This window comes from Vibrio sp. 704 (assembly GCF_033339295.1).
The window spans coordinates 62,388-83,140 of the sequence record NZ_JAWOUH010000020.1 but is presented as its reverse complement, the minus strand read 5'-3'; the positions used below and the strand labels follow the sequence as shown (position 1 = coordinate 83,140).

Sequence of the window (20,753 nt, the reverse complement as noted above, 5' to 3'; positions counted from 1 at the left end):
GAAAGACGTCGGATATATGTTAGCGACCGTATCATTCAATTAGCCATTGCATCCTGAGGTGCGTCCATATATGTTGCGTAATTAAATTTAGAGATAGAGCAACCCCGTTTCGCGTATTTCTTAGTCAATACGACAAGTTTCAGGCATACCTAACCTAGTAAGCTTGTTCAACGCTTTTATCATCGCGTAAGATTCACCCACCTGGGCATTGTAATTCCTTAAGCTCAGTTTCCCTCCTAGCAACTGTTTAACTCGATACATCGCTGTTTCTGAGAGTGAACGTTTGTGGTATCCATACCGCTCTTTCCAATACTTATTTGAGCCGTATAACTTCTGGCAACCCACGGCGAGATTTCGAGGATGACCACGCTCCCAGAAGGCTGCCCCTTCTCGTGGGGGAACAAGCGCAATGGCTCCCTTAATCTTAATAGCAGTGTGACACGCTCTTGTGTCATAAGCGCCATCACCAGACACCTCAAGGATACTTCGGCGTGTTTGTTTCAGTAAGTTCGGGAGTACTTCGCCATCTGTAACCGTTGATAAACTTAGTTCGGCGGCAATGATCTCATGAGTGTTTGTGTCGACGGCAATATGAAGCTTTCGCCAGACTCTCCGCTTGCCATCCGTCCCGTGTTTTTTGACTTTCCATTCACCTTCGCCATAAACCTTAAGGCCAGTTGCATCAATGGCTAGGTGTTGTATCGCTCCTCTCGTTTTAGTCTTAAATGAGACCTCTACTTGTTTGGCTCTACGACTGATGCAGGTGTAATGCGGACAACTTAGCGGTACATGGGTTAACCTAAATATCGAGTCGATAAATCCTTGCAGCGCTCTCAGCGGCATAGAAAAAACTCGTTTCACCATGAGTGCTGTCGTAATAGCTAAATCACTGAACCGACGTGGCCTCCCGCGCTTATTCTGTTTGCTTTGCGCCCAACCGCTTATCGCCTCTTCATCAATCCAAAAGGTCAGAGAGCCACGGTTAATGAGTGATTGATTGTATTGCTTCCAGTTGGTTGTTTTATAACGAGGTTTAGGCATAGGGCTACGAGAGGAAGTGAATGTAGCTAATCAGATCGTAGGTTCTGGATTTAGTTCCGCTGAATTACGCAACAAAGCCTACCAAAATACCTAAAAACTCAATCAAGATACCTGTTTCTGGAGGTTACTCCTATTCACCTGACTTTGCTTATGTAGTTAAAACTGACTCGGGTGATTACCTAAACTTCATCATTGAGACGAAAAATGTTGATGGAAAAGATAATCTTCGCAAAGAAGAAGAACGAAAAATTGAACACGCTAAAGAGCTGTTCAACCAAATTAGTAAAGATATAAAAGTTGAGTTTAAAACCCAATATGCTGGTGATAAGATCATTGAACTAGTAAAACAATCTTTTGCTGTTTAGATTTTGTAATTTCAAGGGGGGCTAAACAGCCTCCCTAGTTTTTATATATATTAGACATTAGAAAAAATATTTTTTTTAACAACAAGCTTTTCAAAGTACTTATTTTCAAATCCCTGCAAAATCCAACATACTAACCCCACTAGGTATTATTATTGGTCATTCTGTTCTAAGTTGTCAGCGATTTCACGAAGCACCTTAGCCCAGCCTTTTTGAGATTCATTTTTGAAAGGCACGTTTTCAAAACATTGTTTGAGCGAAAAAACTGCTGGTGGGATCTCTGGTGATAAGCACACATTAACTGTACCTGCATGCAACCAAATCATCAATCAACAACAATTGACGGTTTAATAGGCCACGTTAGCCCTTTTGGATCTACTTCCTGGTGCATGATTTTTCCTCTTAGTTGTTTAACTGTTCTGGCACAGCTTCAACAGCAATACTTAATAACGTTCTCTTTAGCTCCCAGAGAGATTGTACGGGCCATGATGCCCAATCTAATGGGTTGCATTCAATTTCTTCACTAAACGTAATTAGACCCGTTCTGGCTCTATTTGGAATGCTGACCTGCGTCGATTTGTACTTTTCAGCAGTCATTCTAGCTGTTTGCCCGTAATAGTAGTAATCAAGTGCAATTTGGGCATTAGCGTTATTCTCAAGGAACTGTTCTAACCTTTCCTGCTGTTCTAACATAACCATTGCACACCCAATAAACAGTTCCTTGTTATCTAACACATCCTGTCTATTGAACTTTGGCTGTCTCGCAGAGGACTCATGCACCTTCCTAGAAACCTTCTTTGCCATTTTTGGTTTAACTTTAGGCTTCTTTTTCTTAGTTGGCCGCAATTGATATCTTGTCATTCCCAGCGAATTTAAACAGTCTTTGCATACTGGCTGAGCTCCGTTCTTCGCAGCGGTGATGTTCCTATAATGAGCTCCGTTACCAGATACAACTTTTCCACAAAGTGATATCTGACGAGATGACTCAATCCGTTTAGACCTTAAAATGCACACCATAATGACTACCTAGACTTTTTCACCGTGCTTGCGCATAAAGCAATATGCAGTTTCTAAATCAGCCTCAGAATGGGTAATTCCTTTATTCATCTGAATGTAAAAACGACATGCCTCAATATCAGAATCAAACTGGTAGATGTTCACGATCAAATTCAACCTTGGGAAAATACCTCCAGATTTTAAGTCTTCCCAATACAGTTCATCAAATACAGTGAATTCACCAGAATGAAACGCCGCAATAGCGGTAAGCCTCTGTAACCCATCTAAGATAAGGGAATCATCCAGCTCTCCCCCCCTGCCTTTCACATCATAAAGCTGTACTTTCGTTTCACATCCACACAAGAGGTTTTCAACGAAACATTGCTGCATGTTTTTCGTCCACTTCTGATTGGAACGCTGAAACTCAGGGGTTAACTTTTCAAGTATCTCATAAGGAGATAAAGCTATCTCCTCTGTTAGCTCTTGCACCAAGCTATTGTAGGCAAGCAAACCACCAACGGGTTTGAATAAGTCTTTAAAGCTAACGTTTACGGAATAATTCGGAGAACGATAAAACGCACTTTGTGTCACTATTTCCTTCAACCGTTCAAGACCTGATTTCATCGTGCGGTCTCCTTCTTTAGTTCTGAAAGTTTGATTTGATAAGCATCATAGAAAAAACACGCCCAGAGATAATTCGCATAGATACGCTTCGCAAAGTTTTTCCCTGGCCTGTCCTTTACGATCTCTTTTGGAAGTGATATTGCGAGACTGTTGTACTCAACCATATCGGAAAGACGACGCTTTACTTCATCGAGGAAAGGTCCAAGCTCAGTAGAGAATGATTTTCTGGAAAGGTCCCACATATATGTCTTAGAAAAATCAAAGTTTTTCAGGTTACGTTTCTGCCACTCAATCACTAATTCATGAAGTTCGGCTTCATATTCCCTTTCACCGGATACCGCTTCGTCTAAATGGTTGGGGCACTGGATTGCTCCAAACCAGACCCCATCTTTTTTGCGCATGGTTTTATTCGGAACATGGCCGCAATGACGGCATCTTGCCATAAACACTTGATCAGGTTTGGGGGTTTGCAAAGAACTCATGTTAACTAAGGGGTAGAATTTCTTTGAGGATACATAGAGCTGATCCCGGAGTTGTTCAAATCGCTCAATTGAATCATGAGAAATATGGCTGTACTTATCTTTCAATTTATCAACGGGTGTAATTCCGATACCACTTTTCGACAGTTGACGACGAACAAAGCCTTCTTCTAGGTTATGCTCAATTTTTGCCACCAGCACCAATAGTTGAAGTTTACGCAACGTCGCGTTGTTGCTTCGGGGCATAAAGCACTGCCATTGCCCCATCTGGACAGCAGTTCCAAACTGATCGTCGTAGACGTCACAGACATCAACGTCATGCCACAGATTTAATCGTTCTTCGCACTTACCCATCGAGTTCAGTGCCTTCCGTCCCATTTGTAATAGAAGCGCTTGGTAGATAGAGTCAATTGCAGAATTCAGCATCTTTTCACTTATTTCGAACACAGGAAATTCTAGTTCTATATTCTCATCCGATTGCAACATACGCTGCTTTTGCATGTAGCCCATAAACATAAATGAAGCTGTCGCTAAAAGACTTGCAGCCTGAATGATCCCATTATGACTGGCTAGATTAACGATTGTTTTGGATGGGTTTAAAGGAAGTCCATCCCAGTACGCTGGTATGGCAAAATCGAGGAACGATGATTTAAGCTTTGTCTCAATAGAAAATGGAGCACAAATCGCACCCTTTACATTACGGTTTGGCTTAATCTTGCGTAACTTCTCACGCATAGCTTTGTAGCTACATTTTACTTCTGGCATTAGTTTTAATGCAGCATGGTTATCAACATGTAGGATATCGTATACCGGGTCCAATAGTTCATGGAGAACTTCGGAAGACTGGTATGGCTCCAATTGATCAGATACATTAACAGCGAAATGGTGGCTAAGGTCGATATCCTTCTCACCACTGTCACTATAAGCCTCTACCTGGACATGATCAGAGATTGTATTAGGAACAGGCATCACTCCTTCATATTCGGCCACACACTCGTTCCAAAGCTTCGCATCAAACTTAATGCCATCACTTAGGATTGATATTTTTTGTTCTTTCTCTTTCTGGGCCGAGATGAACAGAATCTCATTGCGCTTTTGGTTATACAGCTTAGCTATTGCATTGTGCTCTCTACACCATTTGCTGTATTCGCGCTTCAAAAAGGAATGCGCTTCGGCTAGGTTTTTGAACTTTGACCAATATGCCTCTATGTGTGTGGGCTTCCGATCTGTCTTTGTTCGGATGGTGCAACGTGAACGTTTCTGCTTATCCTGATCAATAATCTTGATAGCATTGGGCTCAAAATAACCAACATTCCAATTAGCGGGTAAGACCCCCTGTTTATACATATCCAGGCGAAAGGATAACGCTGAATTAAGCGCGTTATCACTAGATACTCCGGCATTGAAAGACTTTGTTTTTTTACCAATACGTACTTGATATCCAGTAGGCAACTGGAAAACATTTAGGAACTTTTTCATAAAATAACGCTTTATTAAGGTGCCGACGAACACTGTCAGGCACTGGTTTATCAAATTAAACTTATTGCACGGTTCGAGTGGTAGACATCCGTTCATGAAATGCTGCGAGTTGCCAGCCTTCAATCCATGCTGCTTTCGACTCGTGATCATTGTGCGGGTTTTCTGCGTATGGCGTTCCACTTTGATAAGCAAAAGCGCCTTGCTGGAGAACTCGGTGGTAGTCAGCTTCACTCATCGAACTATACACCCTTAGTTCTTTACCCCACACCTCATCACTGTTTGGGTTATATGCCATAACATTGACCTCTCAGCCAGATTACAGAATCATATATTAACCCTGTAAAAAAGTTTTGTCTATCGCTTATACAACGGTCTGTGATCGACTGGCCTCCAATTTTTTCTGGCAGATTTGACTTCGCCTCGAAGAGCCATAAGCTTTTTAAAAAGTGTCTTATCATAGTCCAGCTTCAATACTCGCCCACAACCATAGGCTATGACACCCTGTGCTTGAGGTAGCCAGAATCGCTGAATTAACCCGGTATAAAGTGTGAGCTGGTACTTTTCACGGATTGTTATTCGCCCATTGAACGCTCTGCTTTTAAATTCTCCTGCAATGTATCTAAAACGCAATGGATCAAAAAATACTGCATCAGGGGCTCCGCAGACTCCTCGGCGTTTAATAAACCAAGGCTTTTTCCAACCGCCTATATCAGCCCCCAGCACGATACAGTACCAAGGCATATGGAACTGCCTCTTTATGGACAGCCCTCTGAGAATAACCATCAATAGGCCGATTGACGCCACCAGCAAAAACACTAGTTCCCCAGTCATAACAAATCCCAGTTAATAGCAACCAATATGGCTACAACAATAATCACTAACCACGGTAAAAGACTGTTACCACTTCCTGCTTGGGCGTGAGCCTTTAATCCAGCGTTTGCAGCCTCGGAGTTGTATGCTTGTCCTCTGTGCTGGCAAAATTTAGATGGATCAGCGGCATAGGCGCTTAAATGACTTACGGATACCCAGTTTGAACGCTTTCTTCTCACCCAGCAATTCCTTGTAGTTCTTCAATTGCCTGTTCAGCTGCGTTGATGACAGATAGTGCGTTTTGGGTGTACTCATTGCTAATTTCGCCATCGAGCCCTTCACACCACAAGCCAAATTCCTCCTGGGCAACTTCATCGCTTATACCCGCAGCTCTGAACACCATTAACCAATCTTCAATATATTGATCTACGTGAGCCATACTCGGTTCCTTATTATTGTTTCTTCAATTTAATCGCTTGCATTAGTGTGGTTAGGGCAACCCAAAGCATCGTAACAATGCATACAAACCAAATGATTCCAACAAATATGAGCCATGCTGACTCACTACTTTCTGGTCCATTTGGCATCGTTATTCCTCCCAACGCGGCAGCAGCGATCATAGCTATAAGGCTTAACGCCCAGCGCTTTGAAAAATCTTTAGCGAGTGACTCCCATTCCTCATTTGGGGCTTTAAACCAACAAACCAAACCAATGACTAATGGGCCTATAAAGAAAAAATCCAGCATTACTCCCCCCCCCCTATTTTAGAAACGTACTACCGTTACATCACCGAGCAATACGTCATCAATTCTATCCGGATATAGCTCTCTGGTTTTTTCAACAATTTCAAACGCAGATGAAGTAGGAAAACTCGCTGTCAACTCCAGCTCTGTCAAACTTACCGCCACTCGCTTGCGTCTAATGCTTTGTGAAGGGATGTTTTCTTGGATCAGACTTTTACTATGAACAGCACTCTGGTAATCATCCCAATCAACCACGCTGTAAGACAAACCGCGTTCTATTGGTCTTGTCCAACCAGGTAACACTGATTCCCAAGCGAGTTCTCTTTGTCTCCATTCTGAATCAGTCACATCGTTAGGTTTATCTGTCGAGTTTTGGTAATGATAATCTTGAAATCCAACGTCGATTAAGGATTGGCGATACCCAATATCGTTTTCAACGTAGTACAAACCTAATGTATGTTGTCCCCAGGGAATTAAGCAGACATTAAAAGTGAAGTCCCAATCCGTACTACGAATACCGTCCACCAAAACTTTATGCTTTTCCTCGATAAACATAGTTCTCAGATCTGACAGAGTTTGGCAGCTTCTATCCTTTTGGAGCATGGTTACGTTTGCCGAGATATCTGCATCAAATGCAAGCTTTCTAGCTCCCAGTTTTGCGATGGCTTTTTTGGCCGTATCAACGCAACCAGAGCGCAAGGAGCATAATTTGGTTAGTGCCTGCTCTAACGTTGTATTGCGCAGAATTAACCCATTGTATATCTTAGTGCTCACTTCGAGTTCCCTCACTTCGATCCGGATTTCTCACATTAACCAGTTCAGCTAAGGCAACTCCCGAGGATGCACACCCCCACATAAACATAAGGTCGATAAAGGCAGGATTATCCCCCAGATGAAAAAGGCCACCGGACAAAACCATGAAAAGCCCTATTCCAGAGATCGTTACGATTCGTTCTAACGGGCGAGAATCTTGATTGAGAGGCTGGTGGATGAGAAACCATCGAAGAGCAAAACCAATACTCATACCACCAACAATGAACCCAGGCCATTTCAATTTTGCACTGACTAATGCCAACGAACCCAAGAACGCTATCAAAAAATACAGTCTACGTCGATTCACTGGCCTTCCCCATCACTGCTTGTTTTTTCCCACAAGTGGGCCTTATCAATAACGCTCAAAACAGCACAAATTAATGCGAATCCATTTGCGATAATTAAGAGCTTTTCTGGTAAGTAAAAATTGGTAATCAACTGAATAAAGTTCAGGGCAGCCATAGCTATAAACACGTAAATAAAAAAGCGCTTTACTTTGGAATGCAATTTATAGCCATCTAATGCCACCATTTCGTTTTGTTCCGTCACGACATTTCTCCTGTAGTAAGTGAAAGCTTCTTATCATCGCTAAAGAACATCCATTCTCCGTTAAATCGTTCGGCCAACTCTTTCGCAGTGATATCTCCAGGCATGAACATACAACCAGAAACAGAACCGCTATTCTTTGACAAGTATCGGTTTAAAGCAGACATACCTGCCGAAAGTAATGTGTCGTAGTGGCTATCGTCGTACTGTGAGATCTCCAGAGCTAACTTAACAACGGACTCATTGTGACTAGAATTCAACAAGGCTACGGTTTTTTTCTTGTTTCCCAACAAGTCGCGTACTTTCTCAACTGTTGGTTCATAACCTAAAACCAATTCAATAGATTCAACTATCCGAGCTGTAAACTCTAAGAACGCGGGATCAGACTCTTTTGAAAGTTGTTTTGTAATAACTCTCAGTGCATTGCTCATAGCCAACTCCTGTAATTTTTAGTGTTTTATCAGTATTTCATTTGGTTGGACTTCTAAAGAACCAAGATCGCACTCAAACTGTAATGAGATTCCCTGATCGTGTGCGATGGCTATCATGTACCTAGCCATACAAGAGTGCCTCTTGTGTCCCAAGCTCTACCGTTGCCGCAGCCATCTGCTCACAGAATGCCCGGTTCTTTTGCTCATTCATTATCGGAGCCTCGCTACTTTTTTAGATACAAGGGCAATCATGCCCCTACCTACGCTATATACCAATGGGAGTAATTGCCCTTTTCTGTACAAACTAGCGGGTATTTTCAGGATTGATCAAAGCCAATCGCGCAGACAGACTTGAACTCATTTTTTGAATAGTGTTGTTCAATGTAACAATCAGATTTGAACTCGTAACGTTTATTAGCGACTTGCTAACCCCATAAAATTCTGGATATTTTTCAGGGTTTAGGTTTTCTAAATGAGCAACCAGTCGCATTGCTTCACCTTTGCTCATACAGCTCAGGTTTATCACATGGGCTTTTGCTATAACGTGTAGCAACTTATCTTCAAAGTCCCGGTAAAATTTGCTTTCTTGCTTCAATTCTGAATCCATTATCAGTACATCTCCTATTACTCATTGACCTTGATTGCGAACACGCTAACGGGAGCATCACCAAAATGAGGGTGAGTAATAACCATCTCCTCAAAACCTTTCCACGGTCGAACTAAAATCTTCTCGGTATCCCCAGATTTTGGATAGCCAAGCTTGATATGCACCTCATCATACTCGCGACCCTCCAGACGTTTCCGCCAGTAATCCGTTTGAAGACGATATTCATACTTCTTTTCCCCGGTTTGCATTTGTCTGAAATACAGAGCTTTCACAGGGAGATGAAGAACTTTCATTTGAGACCTCCAAAAAACTAAAGGAGCTACCTCCTCAATATTACAGCATCACTTTATAATGCTTATAAAATTTTAAAAGTCTACAGGCATAAAAAAGCCCCGGCGCAATGCCAGGGCTAATTTGAGGTTGGATATTACAATCAGAGCTTTCCGTGCCGCAAGATGAACTTCTCACGGTCCAAAATACCCCAGTCCGTTATCATATAGTAGCCTGTAGCTCCTCGCTCTCCCCTCGATTCACGGATGAATATAATTTTCATATCAAACTCATCACGAAGCATCGCCAGTTGGCGTTTAATAGTGGACTCAGGAATCTTGGTCTCTGAATGGAGATCGTGCAAGCTGGGCTTATCTAACTTAGACAGCGCATTTACCAGTTCAAACTTGCGACTCATATCCTGAGATAACTTCATTCCATACTTACCTTACTCAACGCTTACGAGCTCGATGTCAGTCACCGCTACTTTTATTGGCTTTACTTCCTTTTTCTCACCAACAAGAGTCTTAACCCAAACCACATTTGGTTCAGTAGCAATACGATCTGTCATCAGTACACCACGCTTATTTTCACTCTCACCGATAATATTCACGGTGATGACTAACTTACGTGGGTCAGCCCCTTTCCAGTCTTTACCTTTTGCAAGAGGAGGTTCAATGCCTTCTTCTTCGGCATCATCGGTTGCATCATCACTTTCATCAACCTGCTTATCACCCGGCGCGTTTGTATCGCCTTGAGATGAAGCATCATCAGAAGTAAATTCCTCTCCCGTAGCTTGATGAACAACATTATCGCCCGTTGTATCATCAGAACTTTCCACATCACTTTGTGTAAAGTTGCCACCCTTCTCTTCACCCAATTCTGAGTCAGAATTCGAATTATTATCCTGCTCAGAGTTATTGGTTACTGCACCATCTTCATTTGAAGTTGGTTCATCACCATTCTTGATACGTTTTGCATCATTCAACAACTCACGACTTTGCTTACGTGTCATGCCATCACTCATAGCAACGGCACAGACAGCCCGGCATCGCTCTTCATTCAGTTCGAATAGCAAACGTAAGTTATTGAGTGTTTCCGTATCAGCTGTAATGTCATTATCGTATAATTCTCGAACGCAGTCAGGCATTTTTAATAATGAAAGGTGCGTTGAAACAAAAATTGTGTTCTTACCGATACGTTTTGCAACGTCTTTTTGCTGCCACCCATTATCAATGAATACTTGTAAAGCATTAGCAATTTCAAGTGCAGCCAAATCATCGCGCTGAATATTCTCTATCAATTCTCCCGCTGTTTCGTCCAAGTCCGTTTGTTCTTTTTCGTTAACAACGATGTCAATTGTTGGAATATCTTTGGCTTTACATGCTCTCCAGCGACGTTCGCCTTTTTGAATGACATATTTGCCGTCTTCATTTTTCGGGTAGACCACAATCGCGGATTGCTGGCCTTCTTCCAAAATTGAATCACCCAGTTCCTCGATATTACGGAACCGTTTACGAACCTGTTCTTTTGAAATAACTTCATCAACAGGAACCGTCAGAATTACCTTACCATCTGGCTGCTTTTTTTGGGCGGCTTGAGCTAACTGGTTGAGGTTTTTTAGGTTATTTAGTTTCATCTTAACCTACCTTCTCTACAATCTCGTCCAGCACCGCTCGCACTTCTTTTGCTGCTACATGACCATAGCGAAGAGACCATACTGGAACTCCATCTGTAGTTGCAGAATCAAGCGGTGGACGGTGTTGAATAATGTTACTAAAGATCAACTCTGGGATAGCTTTTTTCAGCTCAGTAAACGATTTGTTGTGGTTCACTGAACGATCCATATCATTGATGACAATGCCCAGGATTTCTAAGTTTTGATTGTGCTGTTGCTGAACACCGATAATGGTCGTCAGCAAGCCCTCTACACCATCAACCGCAAAGCCAGATAGTTTTACAGGACATACAACATGCGTCGCAATCATCAGTGCAGCAACCAGCTTACGGCCAAGACTCGGTGGGCAATCAATCAACACGTAATCATAGTCTTTGATTAGTTCTTTTAAGTGTCGAGCTGGGTTCATTGCTTGTTCCAATGGCACTGCCTCCATCTCAAACAAATCCGGATCGTTTTTGGGCGTGTAAATCAAATCAACACCACATGGACACTCCGTTACTTGAATGCTTGAGCAGTTATCAAGGAACAATTCAGCTACTTTAGTACCGCTATATACTGGCTCGTAGCTGCCATCTTCCAACTCCACACGAGGAGCCAAACGTGAAGATGTATTACCCTGACCATCGAAATCCAGTACCAGGACTTTTTTCTTTTTTTCTGCCAAATCGAAGGCTTGCTGGATACAGATAGTACTTTTACCCACGCCTCCCTTCTGATTGGCATAGGCGATAGCTTTTGCCATGTTTACCTCGCTCTCCGATTGCAAATGAGATTCCTAGTGACGAAACATCGCCACTTTCACATGTGAAAGATTCTAACACTCACTTTATGATACTGCAATGTCATATCGTGGTACTAACATAACAATTACAGATAAAAAAACGGCCTCAAAGGGCCGCGAGAAAAATCATCAATGTTTAGGTGAACTGTATCGACAGAACAATGTGCATCCTGTCTCAATCCAATATTACCTTGCGCTTGTTTTTTTCGGTTAGCAAGTCTTCTTTAGTTTCTTGGTTCTGGATTGGATTATTGTCAGCCAAATCCTCAATAGCTACTGGGCTCTCTGAAATTACTGGGCGTCTAGACCTGACGTAATACTCCCTTGCTAGTTCAATATCAGCGACAGGATGCAAAAGTTAAAGTTTGATCATTTTTAAGGTGCATTGTTACCAGAAGCACTGTGGAAATGACAAAGTTTGTTCAATCTCTAGCAAACTTTTGGACAAGAATGAGCTAGAAGTATTGATCTAGCTCTGGTGATTTGAATTAGAAAATGTATTAATGTTGTGTATAGTTTATCAGCAGGTATTCGTAAGCATCTAGTCAGGAAAAACAACAATACCCAACGCTTCGAGAAGCTGTTCTTGTTGCCAGCTGGCAATTTTGATACCTGATGTATCGACTTTTCGAGGATCTAAACCGTCGAGTTCGGCGTGACATAAATTAGCACCCTGTAGGCTAAACTGTCCCCAGACATCTTCAGAAAAAACACCTCGACTTAAGTCTGACTCTTTCAGTGATGCGCCCGCGAGGTGAGTCCCTATCCAGCGATTTTCAAACAGCTCACATTTTTCTAAACAGACCCGCTCCATATTGGCATAAGACAGGTTACATCCAGTAATAAAGGCTGAGCAAAAGTACATACGATTACTCACTTGATTGGCAAAGTTTGCTCGGGAAAAGTTGGCCCCTTTTAAATCACACTCACGTAACTCAATACCGTAGCAATTGGCGTTACTAAAGTTTGCCATCGCAAGCTGGCATTGTTGGAAACTTGCATCGCGAAGGTCTGCGACATCAAAATGGCAACCTTCGATATCACCCTGTTCAATGAACTTGCAGTTAATAAATGTCGCATCACGCAAGTTAGCACGTCGAAAATCGCATCGGATAAAGGTGCAAGCAGTGAAAGTAATATCACTTAGATCTTGATGTGAAAAACTGTGGTGTCGATATGTGTGACGGTAGGTTTCCATGTTGACTCCTATGATGAACTGGACGCAACACTACCATCAAAGCCACATCACATCAACAAAATAAAAACACTAAAAATCAAGATCTTAAAAACCCTCATTTTGCCTATTTTAAGGGGGTAAAATAGCGCCCTGAGCCTCTATGTTAACGTTCAAAGTACGCGGCACCATTGAAAAAAGTTATCCGCTTAAAAAGCCACAGAGAAAAGGAACCCAATAGATTACTGATGTCCGCCATTAGGTAAAGTAACCTTAAACGGAAGCCTGCAATTTGAAGTAGATACAAGGTCTAAGAAGGAATGGGGCAAAACCAATTTGCAAAATATGCAATTTGCTAACTCGAAAAGGGGCATTTTTGAGTTGGAAAATGCCACGGGTAAAAATTCATCCGGTGAAGGTTTTGGACAGAAACGTGTCAGTGACTTTGCTAAATTAGAATTTAACGGATTACCTGAGGTACGGCAAAACCTCGATCTTAGTGCCCATTTTTGTTCATCCACTAAAAATAACAGAGGGAATGTGTTACGCATTCCCTTTCCAATCAATAATTAGCTCTCAGAAAGTCTATACTTTCAAAATCTTTGTACGCAAAATCCCCACTATACCCGACGTCAGAAACTCTTCTTTCACCCTTAATCCGAGTTATTATTCTTAAGCCACTAGATTTCAGTGCAGCAGTTAAGAATTCTTTATCCAAGTAGAATCTTTTCCGAGAGTTAGAGTATCCGTCTAGATCTTCAACTATATACTTTGAGATTTGTTGTCCGTCTTTGAAGTAACAAAGCCGCTCACAGTCAAACTTAAGCGCATGCTCTTTAACAAAACTAGCAGCTAGCATCGGCATAGAAAAACTACCACTTGAATGTTCCGAACTATATTCGATGATAAAATCTTTAAGCGAATGCTCCTTATATTTAGGAACAGTCATTGTATGTGTTCCAGATGTTCTTACAAAAGCACTTCCATCAAAGAACACGTTTGATTCAACTTCTATTTCTTCTTCACCATCTTCTTCCTTGATAACTTGGGGTTCAAGGCTTTTACTCCACGAGCTATAAAGCTCTCCCAAATAAACATCAGATAATTTGGCGATTTCGGGGAACTCCAATTTGCTAGATTCCTCGCTATCAAAATCAAAGTCTTTCAACGACTCATCGAAAACTAAAAAGGAGTTTACAGAAGCATAGAAATGACGATTTAATTCCTCAGATTCCTCGACTATAAATGCATCAACCAAAATCAAATTTTCATTTTCAGAACTTGCACAATCGCTGAGATGAACCAGATTCGGATCTTCCGAATAGTTAATCCATTCTTCTGTAGTTAACCCTTCATCGCCTAAGTACATTTTTTCACTAAGAGGGTAGATTTTTAACCTTTTACTAGGAAAGAAAGGGTCAATTCCTTCTATAAACCTTCCCCCCCAGAACTCCAACTGTTCCGAATCGAGTAGTTTTCCTGCCATTTGGTAGTACGCTATCCAAGAGTACTTTTTGCCATAGCGCTCTACTTTTTTTGTTTCGTGTCTCCGGTGATAACCGCTCGAAGAAATTTGATTGTCTAAGTTGCCAAATTTGTCCTCGCTCCACCCCAAATCATATACTTTCCATAGTATCTGATTACGAATTTTCGCATAAGCCTCATGTTCATAGTCGTAATTGCTACGATCTTTAACCAAACGACCAATAGTATAGTTCTCAAAATCCATTTTAAGAGGAGATAAATGCCCGCTCATACCATCAGTTATTTCTTCATTCCATTCACTTCTGGGCATTTGTTCAAAAGGTTCAGTAGCTGCTTTAACTTCTGATTCACTAATATTAATTTGAGATTCCAAACTCGCACGCTTCACTAGACATGAGGCATATTCTCTAACCAATATGTTGGTTGTAGCGTACTTCGAATCATGGCTGAAAAAAACAGCTACTATGTGTTTGCTGAACGCCTCTATCTCACCTAAGTTTTCAGATTTATCCAAAGAAATACTGACTATTGAGTAACATGCTGCAATTATCCGCTCTAATATATATTCATCATCAGCCACTAGAATAGGTTTGACTATTTCTAGGAAACTCTTAGTGTTATGCACTCCATAGTAGACTAAAGCCTCAGTTGAAACATCTCTTAGCTCAGTTACGACTGAGTTAAGGAACCAAATTGTTGTAATTAGCCTTAGTTTTTCTATTTCTGGATCTGAAAACTCTCTATTTTTCCAACATTCAGCCCTAAATCGAATGCCTTTTATCAATTCATCATGGTTTCTTCGAAAGTACTCTCCCCATGAAAGATCTCTGTCCACCATAGACATGTCTAACAATATATCACTTAGAAACTTTGCGTTTAGAGGGTGAGATATTGCGAATCGTACGTCTCCTAAAGATTCAATATATTTTTGTTTCAACCCTTCATTAAGTATTAAGTTTTTCAATTCGCATACTGTTTCATCACAAATGAAATTAGGTTCAATCAAATGCGACAAACTTAAAACTTCGTTTTTGTATGTTGAAGGAACTATTTGCCAAATGTGTGGCAGATTATACTGCGGTGCAATAGCGACAAGTGCATGTAGGATGTCCTCTGACAGCTCATGCTGTAAAGTCACATCTTCGAAAATTTTCGCTAAAAAACCTTGTGAACTAAATAGCGATACGTCTCGATTTAGACAATAGTGCTCCATTAAATAGAAAGCTATAATGTATCCACCTAGTCGATCATACGCTGGGCTTAAGCGATATTCTCCACGACGAACCAGATCTCTGAATATCAAACCTTCTTGAGATAGCAAGTTGACAATATTACTGTCCCAATCTGTCGACTGTGGATTATACTTCCGCAAAAAGTCTGTTTCTAAAACACCTCTACCGTTTGCTTCCCACAGAGCTTCGCCTAAGTAGTAGACTGCGTTTTCTACCTCAGTAATTGTGTATCTGATAGACAGGTTAGTCATTTCAGAGATAGTTTGTCCGATATGTGTGACTTGCTCTTTAAACAATGAGTATATGGATGACGGAAAACTTTGAACCACCACACAAGTCTTCCTTGGGCGATTCATAACTTCACAAAAGATTTTCAAGTTTAAAGGATGACTGAAGAAACTTTGCGGAGCCGCTATTGGATTAGCACTAATCTTATAATATCTAAAGTATGCACCTATAGCTTGGACAGTTACTTCGTCACTAAACCCTTTTAACAGTAACTCAAAGCAATCATTGGGGAGCGCTTGCTGTGCAAACCCTTCTCTTGATGAACTATTAGCTCTGACAGCACCGACATGTTTCCGAGACTGATAACCATCTCGCAATGTACAGACGAGAACTACATTTGGATATCGAGGTAATACAGTCTCTATGCTTGCCAATAAGTTCTTCCATTCTCTTGGGTCTTCAGCCTCATTTAATCCATCAATAACTATTGGAACTCGACAACGATTTCTTTCTCCCGCCGAATCTATAGCTGAAAGCAACAATTCAAACGATCTAACTTCGTTAGAGGCAAAGGACATATTTTGAACCAGAGAATCAAGCGTTCCCCCCTTACGAAGTTTTTTTCCATGAAGAAGTATTCCAGCTAGCCTGTCATCATTTTGGCTTGTAACTTCAGCAGCTAATTGTGTTTTACCTCTGCCAGCTTTACCAATAACAGCTACTAGTTGATGAGAAAACAGTTCTACAGCTTCTGACAACAGCTTTTTGATATCTTTGATAACTGCATTCGCATTGGTCAAATAAAGAGAAAGCGGTAGGTTCTGCCTTCTTGTTAACCTTAGTAACTGACTTATGTTTTTTGTCTGCTCTGAAGATTGAGCAAAGTTCGCAATTCTACCTATTTCTCTGCCTGACACTGTAGACTCAAAGACCTTACAGCTAAATATAACCTGTTTACAAAAGGCTATAAATTCTTCTAGACCAGACGAAAGATCTACATAATCCTTATGCCTCGATAACTCAGAAATAGTTGACAAATAACCGTCTAGTTTAACTTTCGCAGCATATATATCAGACCATGCGCTAGGTTCACCGAGCACTCTTCTTATATCTCTCTCTACGCCCGTAGATTGATGAACTTCATGAATCCAACGATTTCTAATCGGAGCCACTGAATTCGTATGCTGTTCATTTAACATATCTGGTGTTAAAGCCAGCTCTCCAAAATAACTAGCCCTTAACTCTGTTGCTGGGCCTGAGAGATAAGACTCTAAGTCGTTTTCATTCCAAAGATGTAATGTAAAGCCATATTTTGTTTGTAAATCATAGAACCAAGTTTGGTCAGCCTTCGCTAAGGTTTTGTGTGTCCAAAGAATCCATACATTTAAATCTGGTAAGTATTTTTTCGTTGTATCCAGCGAGTGTTTAATCTGGCTCTTTGCCCCGGTAGTTAAGCCACCGTCACTCTTATATTGGAACCATTTGCATTGCCATCCAACCTTTAACCCTTTTGTTCCCAATCTTGGGTCATCACAATCAAGCTCAAGATGGAACTCCACTCCTGGTTGATTTTTTAACTCTTTTATTGGCCCATGATTTCGAAATTGTCGAATGACTATTCCTCTACATAAGCTTTCAAAACTAAATGCATGCGCGTTAGGATGCTCTCCAGCTACATGTTCAAACTTAGCCCAATCAAGCACTAGTTAATCCTCTTTTTTAACTAAATCAGGATAATCGTGTGCTGAAAAGCATTCGACCTTCGCTCCTTCATGAATCAGTAAAGATATGAATACATTCAGGTCGTCATCTGAAGATATGGTTATCTTTGAACCTTTTCTTTCGAGGCGTTGGTCATACATAAATTGCGCTAATTGTTGGGGAGAAAAACAAAACAGATTTTGCTTGCGAAGGAACTCAAGCACTTCATCACCATATCTATCTGCATCCACGTCAAAATTCGATTCATCACTGCATAGAAAAGAACTAATCGTTGATACTAATTGCTCAAAATTTTCAGCCTTTTCTACATCCTTGAACTCACCAACGATTACTAGATTTAAAGAGTGCTCCGCACCGTAGCCCTGCCAAATTTTCATTCTAATTCAACCCTTATAGTATTTGTTAACTGACGATAAGCATTAGTTAGAGAACCACCACCTATAGGAACTCCATTCTTGTCGAACGAACTCAGTTTTAAAACACCTGACGCATCTATATGCGCAAAGCCTTGCAGGTCGCTCTCTTTCTGAAGACCGATAGCAGTGACAAATTGATTTTTGTAATCAGAGCTTATAGATACCCTCATACTTTTTGTGGTTTTTCTTCGACTGTCGACAATTTCTTTTAATTTACTTAGTGTTACATCATCGATTTTTTTACCAAACCCCACAGGTACCTCTGGTAAAATCAGAAACTCATCAGCACCTAGCTCCTTGCACAGTTCCAAGGCATTTGGTAGGTCGTCAATAGTTTTGCTGTTAACTACGTAATTTATCCCAAATGGGAGACGCCCTTTAAATAATTCTAAATTGCTTAACAGCTGCTTAAATGGTCTCTTCCTTATAGACTCATAATTACTATAAGTTCCATCCATACTTACTCTAATAAAGTTCACATGACTTTTTAGCTGAGATATTAGTTCAGGAGTTAAACTATGACCATGCGTCGTAAAGCTAATTGCTAGCTTGGTTTCTTCTTGTCCAAACTGGCAAAGTTCAACCAAGTCTTCATGCAATGTTGGCTCACCTCCACCAAAGCCGATACCAAACACACCCATACTATCCATTTCAAGCAACCAATCTTTTACTCTACTTTTATCCAGAGTTGAACGATGCTTTGGCGCATAACAATGCGCACACCTCAAGTCACAGTTATTAGTAAGTGCGATAGAAACCTGCCTAGGACTAAGAGTCCAATCGGACTCAGGTGGGATTTCATCATCTAGAAGTATGTTAAGCCCATTTTGGCGGCTAAATAAGTGGACACCATCAGGCCCCTTTCTAATTTTGAACTCGTTGTGTTGGGTAACGCCATTTTTATTCTTTATATACAAAGTTTATTCAATACCTTAAATGGTTAGATCGCAGTGCAATATCAGCACAAGATGAAACTAATAACTAAAGGGTTACTCTTAGTCACTTCAAACATGCCAACCCTACCTATAAAATTCACTCCTACAGATGGCGAGTACATTGAATTGCCACCAAATCCATAGGCACTTTGTGACATAAGAAAAAATAGGTCAAATAACCTCGCTTAGAAATGAGGTACAGAACAGCTCTAGCTTAGAATGGGGCATTTTTGAGTTACCCGATTGCAGTATGTCGTCAGCGAAGGCAGCACATCATTTTTGTTTGCTTGCCTTTGTTATCAGCTGAAACTCCATACCAGTGCGTTTAGTGTTACGGGTTCTATAGCGCGTTGGATATTTATCAAAAAAGTCAGATAACTTCTTCAACCCGTAGTTTCGAGGGTCAAAATCTGGCTTCAGTCTCTTTAAGTACTTGCCTATTTCACCTAGTTTTGCCCAGCCCGATTCATCTCGATAGTTCTGCCAAGCTTGATGCATTAATCGCCATAATTCGCGTTCTGAGTCTTGATTAGAGCTTGGTTGTGCCTCCCCAAGATCAACATCAGCGTTTAAGTTCTCTATCGCTACAAAGTCATCACAAGCGTTTTTAAACGAAGTCGGAGTCATCGCTTTTCCTACACCGATGACGTGTATCTCCGACTCTCTTAATCTCGTAGCAAGACTTGTAAAGTCACTATCACTGGATATCAAAGCAAAAGCATCAAACCTTTGGCTGTACAAGAGATCCATTGCATCAATAATCATTAAAGAGTCTGTCGAGTTTTTTCCAGATGTATAGGCAAATTGCTGCTTAGCTTGAATCGCTAACTCATTCAAAGGCTGCTTCCAGTTTTTTAGTTGTTCAGCAGAAAAATCGCCATATGCACGTTTAACGATGATCTGCCCAAAACTAGAAAGCTCTTCAATAATCAGGTTTAGCTTTGAGTGTGGAGTGTTTTCTGAATCAATTAATACAGCGATTTTTCTGTTACCCATAATCCGTGCGTGACCATCCTTTATGTAGTTAGTTGCACTATCCAATTTTATTCCTTCCAAGGTTATTGTTCGCGCTCAAAAACAGTTACTAAGGTGCGACGCCCATTATCGTTAACAATAAGGTATGTGAATTTGGAAGTTGGATGCCCCCAAGCTTCTACATTGTCGGCAGTACCGTATTTTTTCGCTTTATGGGCCAAAACATTTGCAGGCAAATTTCGAATTCTCAACTCAGGATGTTTAAGTCGATTGACTAAACTCGCCCAGGGCTTTTTGGGATCTCCAGTGCTCAATCGCTCTTTATACTGTTCAACAGCGTGAGCGGTAACATAAACGGTCCCCATTGCTGGTGTTTCAACGGCATCATGCGTATTTGCATATTCCTGGCGATTTGCATCTAAGAGCACTGTTACACATGATTTTGGGTCGGCCATGAACTCACGACTTTGTGATACCTCTATTTGCACTCCAGCCATTCGGTTTTGAAGAAATGCTGCAAACTTTTGTGCATGTTTTTTCGTAGATTTACCACGGGCAAGCTTTTTGATTGCTCCCTTTGACACAACGAGTTTGTAGCCAGAACCAGAACCCGGCTCTCGACCCATTACTTTTTCTTCAAAGAGTAGGTATTGAATGGCTGATAATTCTGAAATCAAATCAGAATCTTCATGGGAAAAGTCGATTTTTACATCAAGAATTCCACTGCGTTTAGTGCCCACACGCCAGAATACTCGGCTCGTTTGGTCATCTAGTTTTTCAGAAAGAGTGGTTAGAATCATCATAGTCTTATCTCCGGTATTTAAGATCCCTTCCGGCATCGCCGTAAGGACCTCATTTAGTTAATATTCATACTTACTTTATCATGCTTTTTGAAAACGCAACCCCTCCCCTCCACTTTCACA

At 41.1% G+C, this 20,753-nt stretch carries 24 protein-coding genes; 1 reads left to right on the top strand and 23 read right to left on the bottom strand.

Going from position 1 to position 20,753, the window contains the following annotated elements; genetic code table 11:
- Positions 1 to 120 precede the first annotated feature (120 nt).
- Complete coding sequence (locus R7R24_RS20285; protein WP_159408532.1) at positions 121 to 1,041, bottom strand: IS5 family transposase; 921 nt, start codon at positions 1,039 to 1,041, stop codon at positions 121 to 123.
- Positions 1,042 to 1,085: 44 nt separating this feature from the next.
- Between R7R24_RS20285 and R7R24_RS20280 the strand changes: the two genes are divergently transcribed.
- Positions 1,086 to 1,406, top strand: a complete 321-nt coding sequence (locus R7R24_RS20280) for a hypothetical protein (RefSeq protein ID WP_313885153.1) — start codon at positions 1,086 to 1,088, stop codon at positions 1,404 to 1,406.
- A gap of 149 nt (positions 1,407 to 1,555) precedes the next feature.
- Here the strand turns inward: R7R24_RS20280 and R7R24_RS20275 are convergent, their stop codons facing one another.
- The 22 genes from R7R24_RS20275 to R7R24_RS20170 form a co-directional block, all read right to left on the bottom strand.
- On the bottom strand, positions 1,556 to 1,729 hold the full coding sequence (locus R7R24_RS20275; RefSeq protein ID WP_014386697.1) for a hypothetical protein: 174 nt from the start codon (positions 1,727 to 1,729) through the stop codon (positions 1,556 to 1,558).
- Between the two features lie 76 nt (positions 1,730 to 1,805).
- On the bottom strand, positions 1,806 to 2,138 hold the full coding sequence (locus R7R24_RS20270) for a hypothetical protein (protein ID WP_133305456.1): 333 nt from the start codon (positions 2,136 to 2,138) through the stop codon (positions 1,806 to 1,808).
- A gap of 291 nt (positions 2,139 to 2,429) precedes the next feature.
- A complete protein-coding gene (locus R7R24_RS20265; RefSeq protein WP_276415819.1) occupies positions 2,430 to 3,023 on the bottom strand; it encodes a hypothetical protein in 594 nt (197 codons plus the stop codon).
- A complete protein-coding gene (locus R7R24_RS20260) occupies positions 3,020 to 4,981 on the bottom strand; it encodes a hypothetical protein (RefSeq protein ID WP_014386694.1) in 1,962 nt (653 codons plus the stop codon). The genes R7R24_RS20265 and R7R24_RS20260 overlap by 4 nt, the downstream gene beginning before the upstream one ends.
- Before the next feature lie 61 nt (positions 4,982 to 5,042).
- Positions 5,043 to 5,276, bottom strand: coding sequence for a hypothetical protein (locus R7R24_RS20255; protein ID WP_014386693.1), 234 nt, complete (start codon positions 5,274 to 5,276; stop codon positions 5,043 to 5,045).
- 59 nt (positions 5,277 to 5,335) lie between these two features.
- Positions 5,336 to 5,812: a hypothetical protein gene (locus R7R24_RS20250; RefSeq protein WP_046224213.1), complete on the bottom strand. Its 477-nt coding sequence runs from the start codon at positions 5,810 to 5,812 to the stop codon at positions 5,336 to 5,338.
- Positions 5,813 to 6,026: 214 nt separating this feature from the next.
- Positions 6,027 to 6,230 (bottom strand): hypothetical protein, encoded by a 204-nt coding sequence (locus tag R7R24_RS20245; RefSeq protein ID WP_014386690.1) that lies wholly within the window; start codon positions 6,228 to 6,230, stop codon positions 6,027 to 6,029.
- 13 nt (positions 6,231 to 6,243) lie between these two features.
- Positions 6,244 to 6,537: a hypothetical protein gene (locus R7R24_RS20240; protein ID WP_032073016.1), complete on the bottom strand. Its 294-nt coding sequence runs from the start codon at positions 6,535 to 6,537 to the stop codon at positions 6,244 to 6,246.
- A gap of 18 nt (positions 6,538 to 6,555) precedes the next feature.
- Complete coding sequence (locus tag R7R24_RS20235) at positions 6,556 to 7,308, bottom strand: hypothetical protein (RefSeq protein ID WP_046224215.1); 753 nt, start codon at positions 7,306 to 7,308, stop codon at positions 6,556 to 6,558.
- Positions 7,309 to 7,650: 342 nt separating this feature from the next.
- Entirely contained in the window at positions 7,651 to 7,896 is a 246-nt protein-coding gene (locus R7R24_RS20230; protein ID WP_014386686.1) for a hypothetical protein, read from the bottom strand.
- Positions 7,893 to 8,324 (bottom strand): hypothetical protein, encoded by a 432-nt coding sequence (locus R7R24_RS20225; RefSeq protein WP_046224216.1) that lies wholly within the window; start codon positions 8,322 to 8,324, stop codon positions 7,893 to 7,895. Before R7R24_RS20225 ends, R7R24_RS20230 begins: the two co-directional genes overlap by 4 nt.
- 304 nt (positions 8,325 to 8,628) lie before the next feature.
- Positions 8,629 to 8,931, bottom strand: a complete 303-nt coding sequence (locus R7R24_RS20220; RefSeq protein ID WP_014386683.1) for a hypothetical protein — start codon at positions 8,929 to 8,931, stop codon at positions 8,629 to 8,631.
- A 17-nt stretch (positions 8,932 to 8,948) separates the two neighbouring features.
- On the bottom strand, positions 8,949 to 9,224 hold the full coding sequence (locus R7R24_RS20215) for a hypothetical protein (protein WP_014386682.1): 276 nt from the start codon (positions 9,222 to 9,224) through the stop codon (positions 8,949 to 8,951).
- 140 nt (positions 9,225 to 9,364) lie between these two features.
- Complete coding sequence (locus tag R7R24_RS20210; protein WP_014386681.1) at positions 9,365 to 9,637, bottom strand: helix-turn-helix domain-containing protein; 273 nt, start codon at positions 9,635 to 9,637, stop codon at positions 9,365 to 9,367.
- 12 nt (positions 9,638 to 9,649) lie between these two features.
- Entirely contained in the window at positions 9,650 to 10,840 is a 1,191-nt protein-coding gene (locus tag R7R24_RS20205; protein WP_014386680.1) for a ParB/RepB/Spo0J family partition protein, read from the bottom strand.
- 1 nt (position 10,841) lies between these two features.
- A complete protein-coding gene (locus R7R24_RS20200; RefSeq protein WP_041154764.1) occupies positions 10,842 to 11,624 on the bottom strand; it encodes a ParA family protein in 783 nt (260 codons plus the stop codon).
- A gap of 580 nt (positions 11,625 to 12,204) precedes the next feature.
- Positions 12,205 to 12,861: a quinolone resistance pentapeptide repeat protein QnrS2 gene (locus R7R24_RS20195; protein WP_012537714.1), complete on the bottom strand. Its 657-nt coding sequence runs from the start codon at positions 12,859 to 12,861 to the stop codon at positions 12,205 to 12,207.
- Positions 12,862 to 13,399: 538 nt separating this feature from the next.
- Positions 13,400 to 17,485 (bottom strand): hypothetical protein, encoded by a 4,086-nt coding sequence (locus tag R7R24_RS20190; protein WP_101905915.1) that lies wholly within the window; start codon positions 17,483 to 17,485, stop codon positions 13,400 to 13,402.
- A 3-nt stretch (positions 17,486 to 17,488) separates the two neighbouring features.
- Positions 17,489 to 17,881: a DUF6375 family protein gene (locus R7R24_RS20185; RefSeq protein WP_101905914.1), complete on the bottom strand. Its 393-nt coding sequence runs from the start codon at positions 17,879 to 17,881 to the stop codon at positions 17,489 to 17,491.
- Positions 17,878 to 18,837, bottom strand: a complete 960-nt coding sequence (locus R7R24_RS20180) for a radical SAM protein (protein ID WP_101905913.1) — start codon at positions 18,835 to 18,837, stop codon at positions 17,878 to 17,880. The genes R7R24_RS20185 and R7R24_RS20180 overlap by 4 nt, the downstream gene beginning before the upstream one ends.
- A gap of 291 nt (positions 18,838 to 19,128) precedes the next feature.
- Positions 19,129 to 19,851, bottom strand: coding sequence for an NYN domain-containing protein (locus tag R7R24_RS20175; RefSeq protein ID WP_041154780.1), 723 nt, complete (start codon positions 19,849 to 19,851; stop codon positions 19,129 to 19,131).
- Positions 19,852 to 19,913: 62 nt separating this feature from the next.
- Positions 19,914 to 20,633 (bottom strand): hypothetical protein, encoded by a 720-nt coding sequence (locus R7R24_RS20170; protein ID WP_032073007.1) that lies wholly within the window; start codon positions 20,631 to 20,633, stop codon positions 19,914 to 19,916.
- Positions 20,634 to 20,753: the final 120 nt, after the last annotated feature.

Excerpts from the sequence above, each read along its gene's own strand:
- R7R24_RS20285 (WP_159408532.1), bottom strand. The coding sequence starts at position 1,041 with ATGCCTAAACCTCGTTATAAAACAACCAACTGGAAGCAATACAATCAA.
- R7R24_RS20275 (WP_014386697.1), bottom strand. The coding sequence starts at position 1,729 with ATGATTTGGTTGCATGCAGGTACAGTTAATGTGTGCTTATCACCAGAG.
- R7R24_RS20265 (WP_276415819.1), bottom strand. The coding sequence starts at position 3,023 with ATGAAATCAGGTCTTGAACGGTTGAAGGAAATAGTGACACAAAGTGCG.
- R7R24_RS20260 (WP_014386694.1), bottom strand. The coding sequence starts at position 4,981 with ATGAAAAAGTTCCTAAATGTTTTCCAGTTGCCTACTGGATATCAAGTA.
- R7R24_RS20255 (WP_014386693.1), bottom strand. The coding sequence starts at position 5,276 with ATGGCATATAACCCAAACAGTGATGAGGTGTGGGGTAAAGAACTAAGG.
- R7R24_RS20250 (WP_046224213.1), bottom strand. The coding sequence starts at position 5,812 with ATGACTGGGGAACTAGTGTTTTTGCTGGTGGCGTCAATCGGCCTATTG.
- R7R24_RS20245 (WP_014386690.1), bottom strand. The coding sequence starts at position 6,230 with ATGGCTCACGTAGATCAATATATTGAAGATTGGTTAATGGTGTTCAGA.
- R7R24_RS20240 (WP_032073016.1), bottom strand. The coding sequence starts at position 6,537 with ATGCTGGATTTTTTCTTTATAGGCCCATTAGTCATTGGTTTGGTTTGT.
- R7R24_RS20225 (WP_046224216.1), bottom strand. The coding sequence starts at position 8,324 with ATGAGCAATGCACTGAGAGTTATTACAAAACAACTTTCAAAAGAGTCT.
- R7R24_RS20220 (WP_014386683.1), bottom strand. The coding sequence starts at position 8,931 with ATGGATTCAGAATTGAAGCAAGAAAGCAAATTTTACCGGGACTTTGAA.
- R7R24_RS20215 (WP_014386682.1), bottom strand. The coding sequence starts at position 9,224 with ATGAAAGTTCTTCATCTCCCTGTGAAAGCTCTGTATTTCAGACAAATG.
- R7R24_RS20210 (WP_014386681.1), bottom strand. The coding sequence starts at position 9,637 with ATGAAGTTATCTCAGGATATGAGTCGCAAGTTTGAACTGGTAAATGCG.
- R7R24_RS20205 (WP_014386680.1), bottom strand. The coding sequence starts at position 10,840 with ATGAAACTAAATAACCTAAAAAACCTCAACCAGTTAGCTCAAGCCGCC.
- R7R24_RS20200 (WP_041154764.1), bottom strand. The coding sequence starts at position 11,624 with ATGGCAAAAGCTATCGCCTATGCCAATCAGAAGGGAGGCGTGGGTAAA.
- R7R24_RS20195 (WP_012537714.1), bottom strand. The coding sequence starts at position 12,861 with ATGGAAACCTACCGTCACACATATCGACACCACAGTTTTTCACATCAA.
- R7R24_RS20185 (WP_101905914.1), bottom strand. The coding sequence starts at position 17,881 with ATGAAAATTTGGCAGGGCTACGGTGCGGAGCACTCTTTAAATCTAGTA.
- R7R24_RS20175 (WP_041154780.1), bottom strand. The coding sequence starts at position 19,851 with ATGGGTAACAGAAAAATCGCTGTATTAATTGATTCAGAAAACACTCCA.
- R7R24_RS20170 (WP_032073007.1), bottom strand. The coding sequence starts at position 20,633 with ATGATGATTCTAACCACTCTTTCTGAAAAACTAGATGACCAAACGAGC.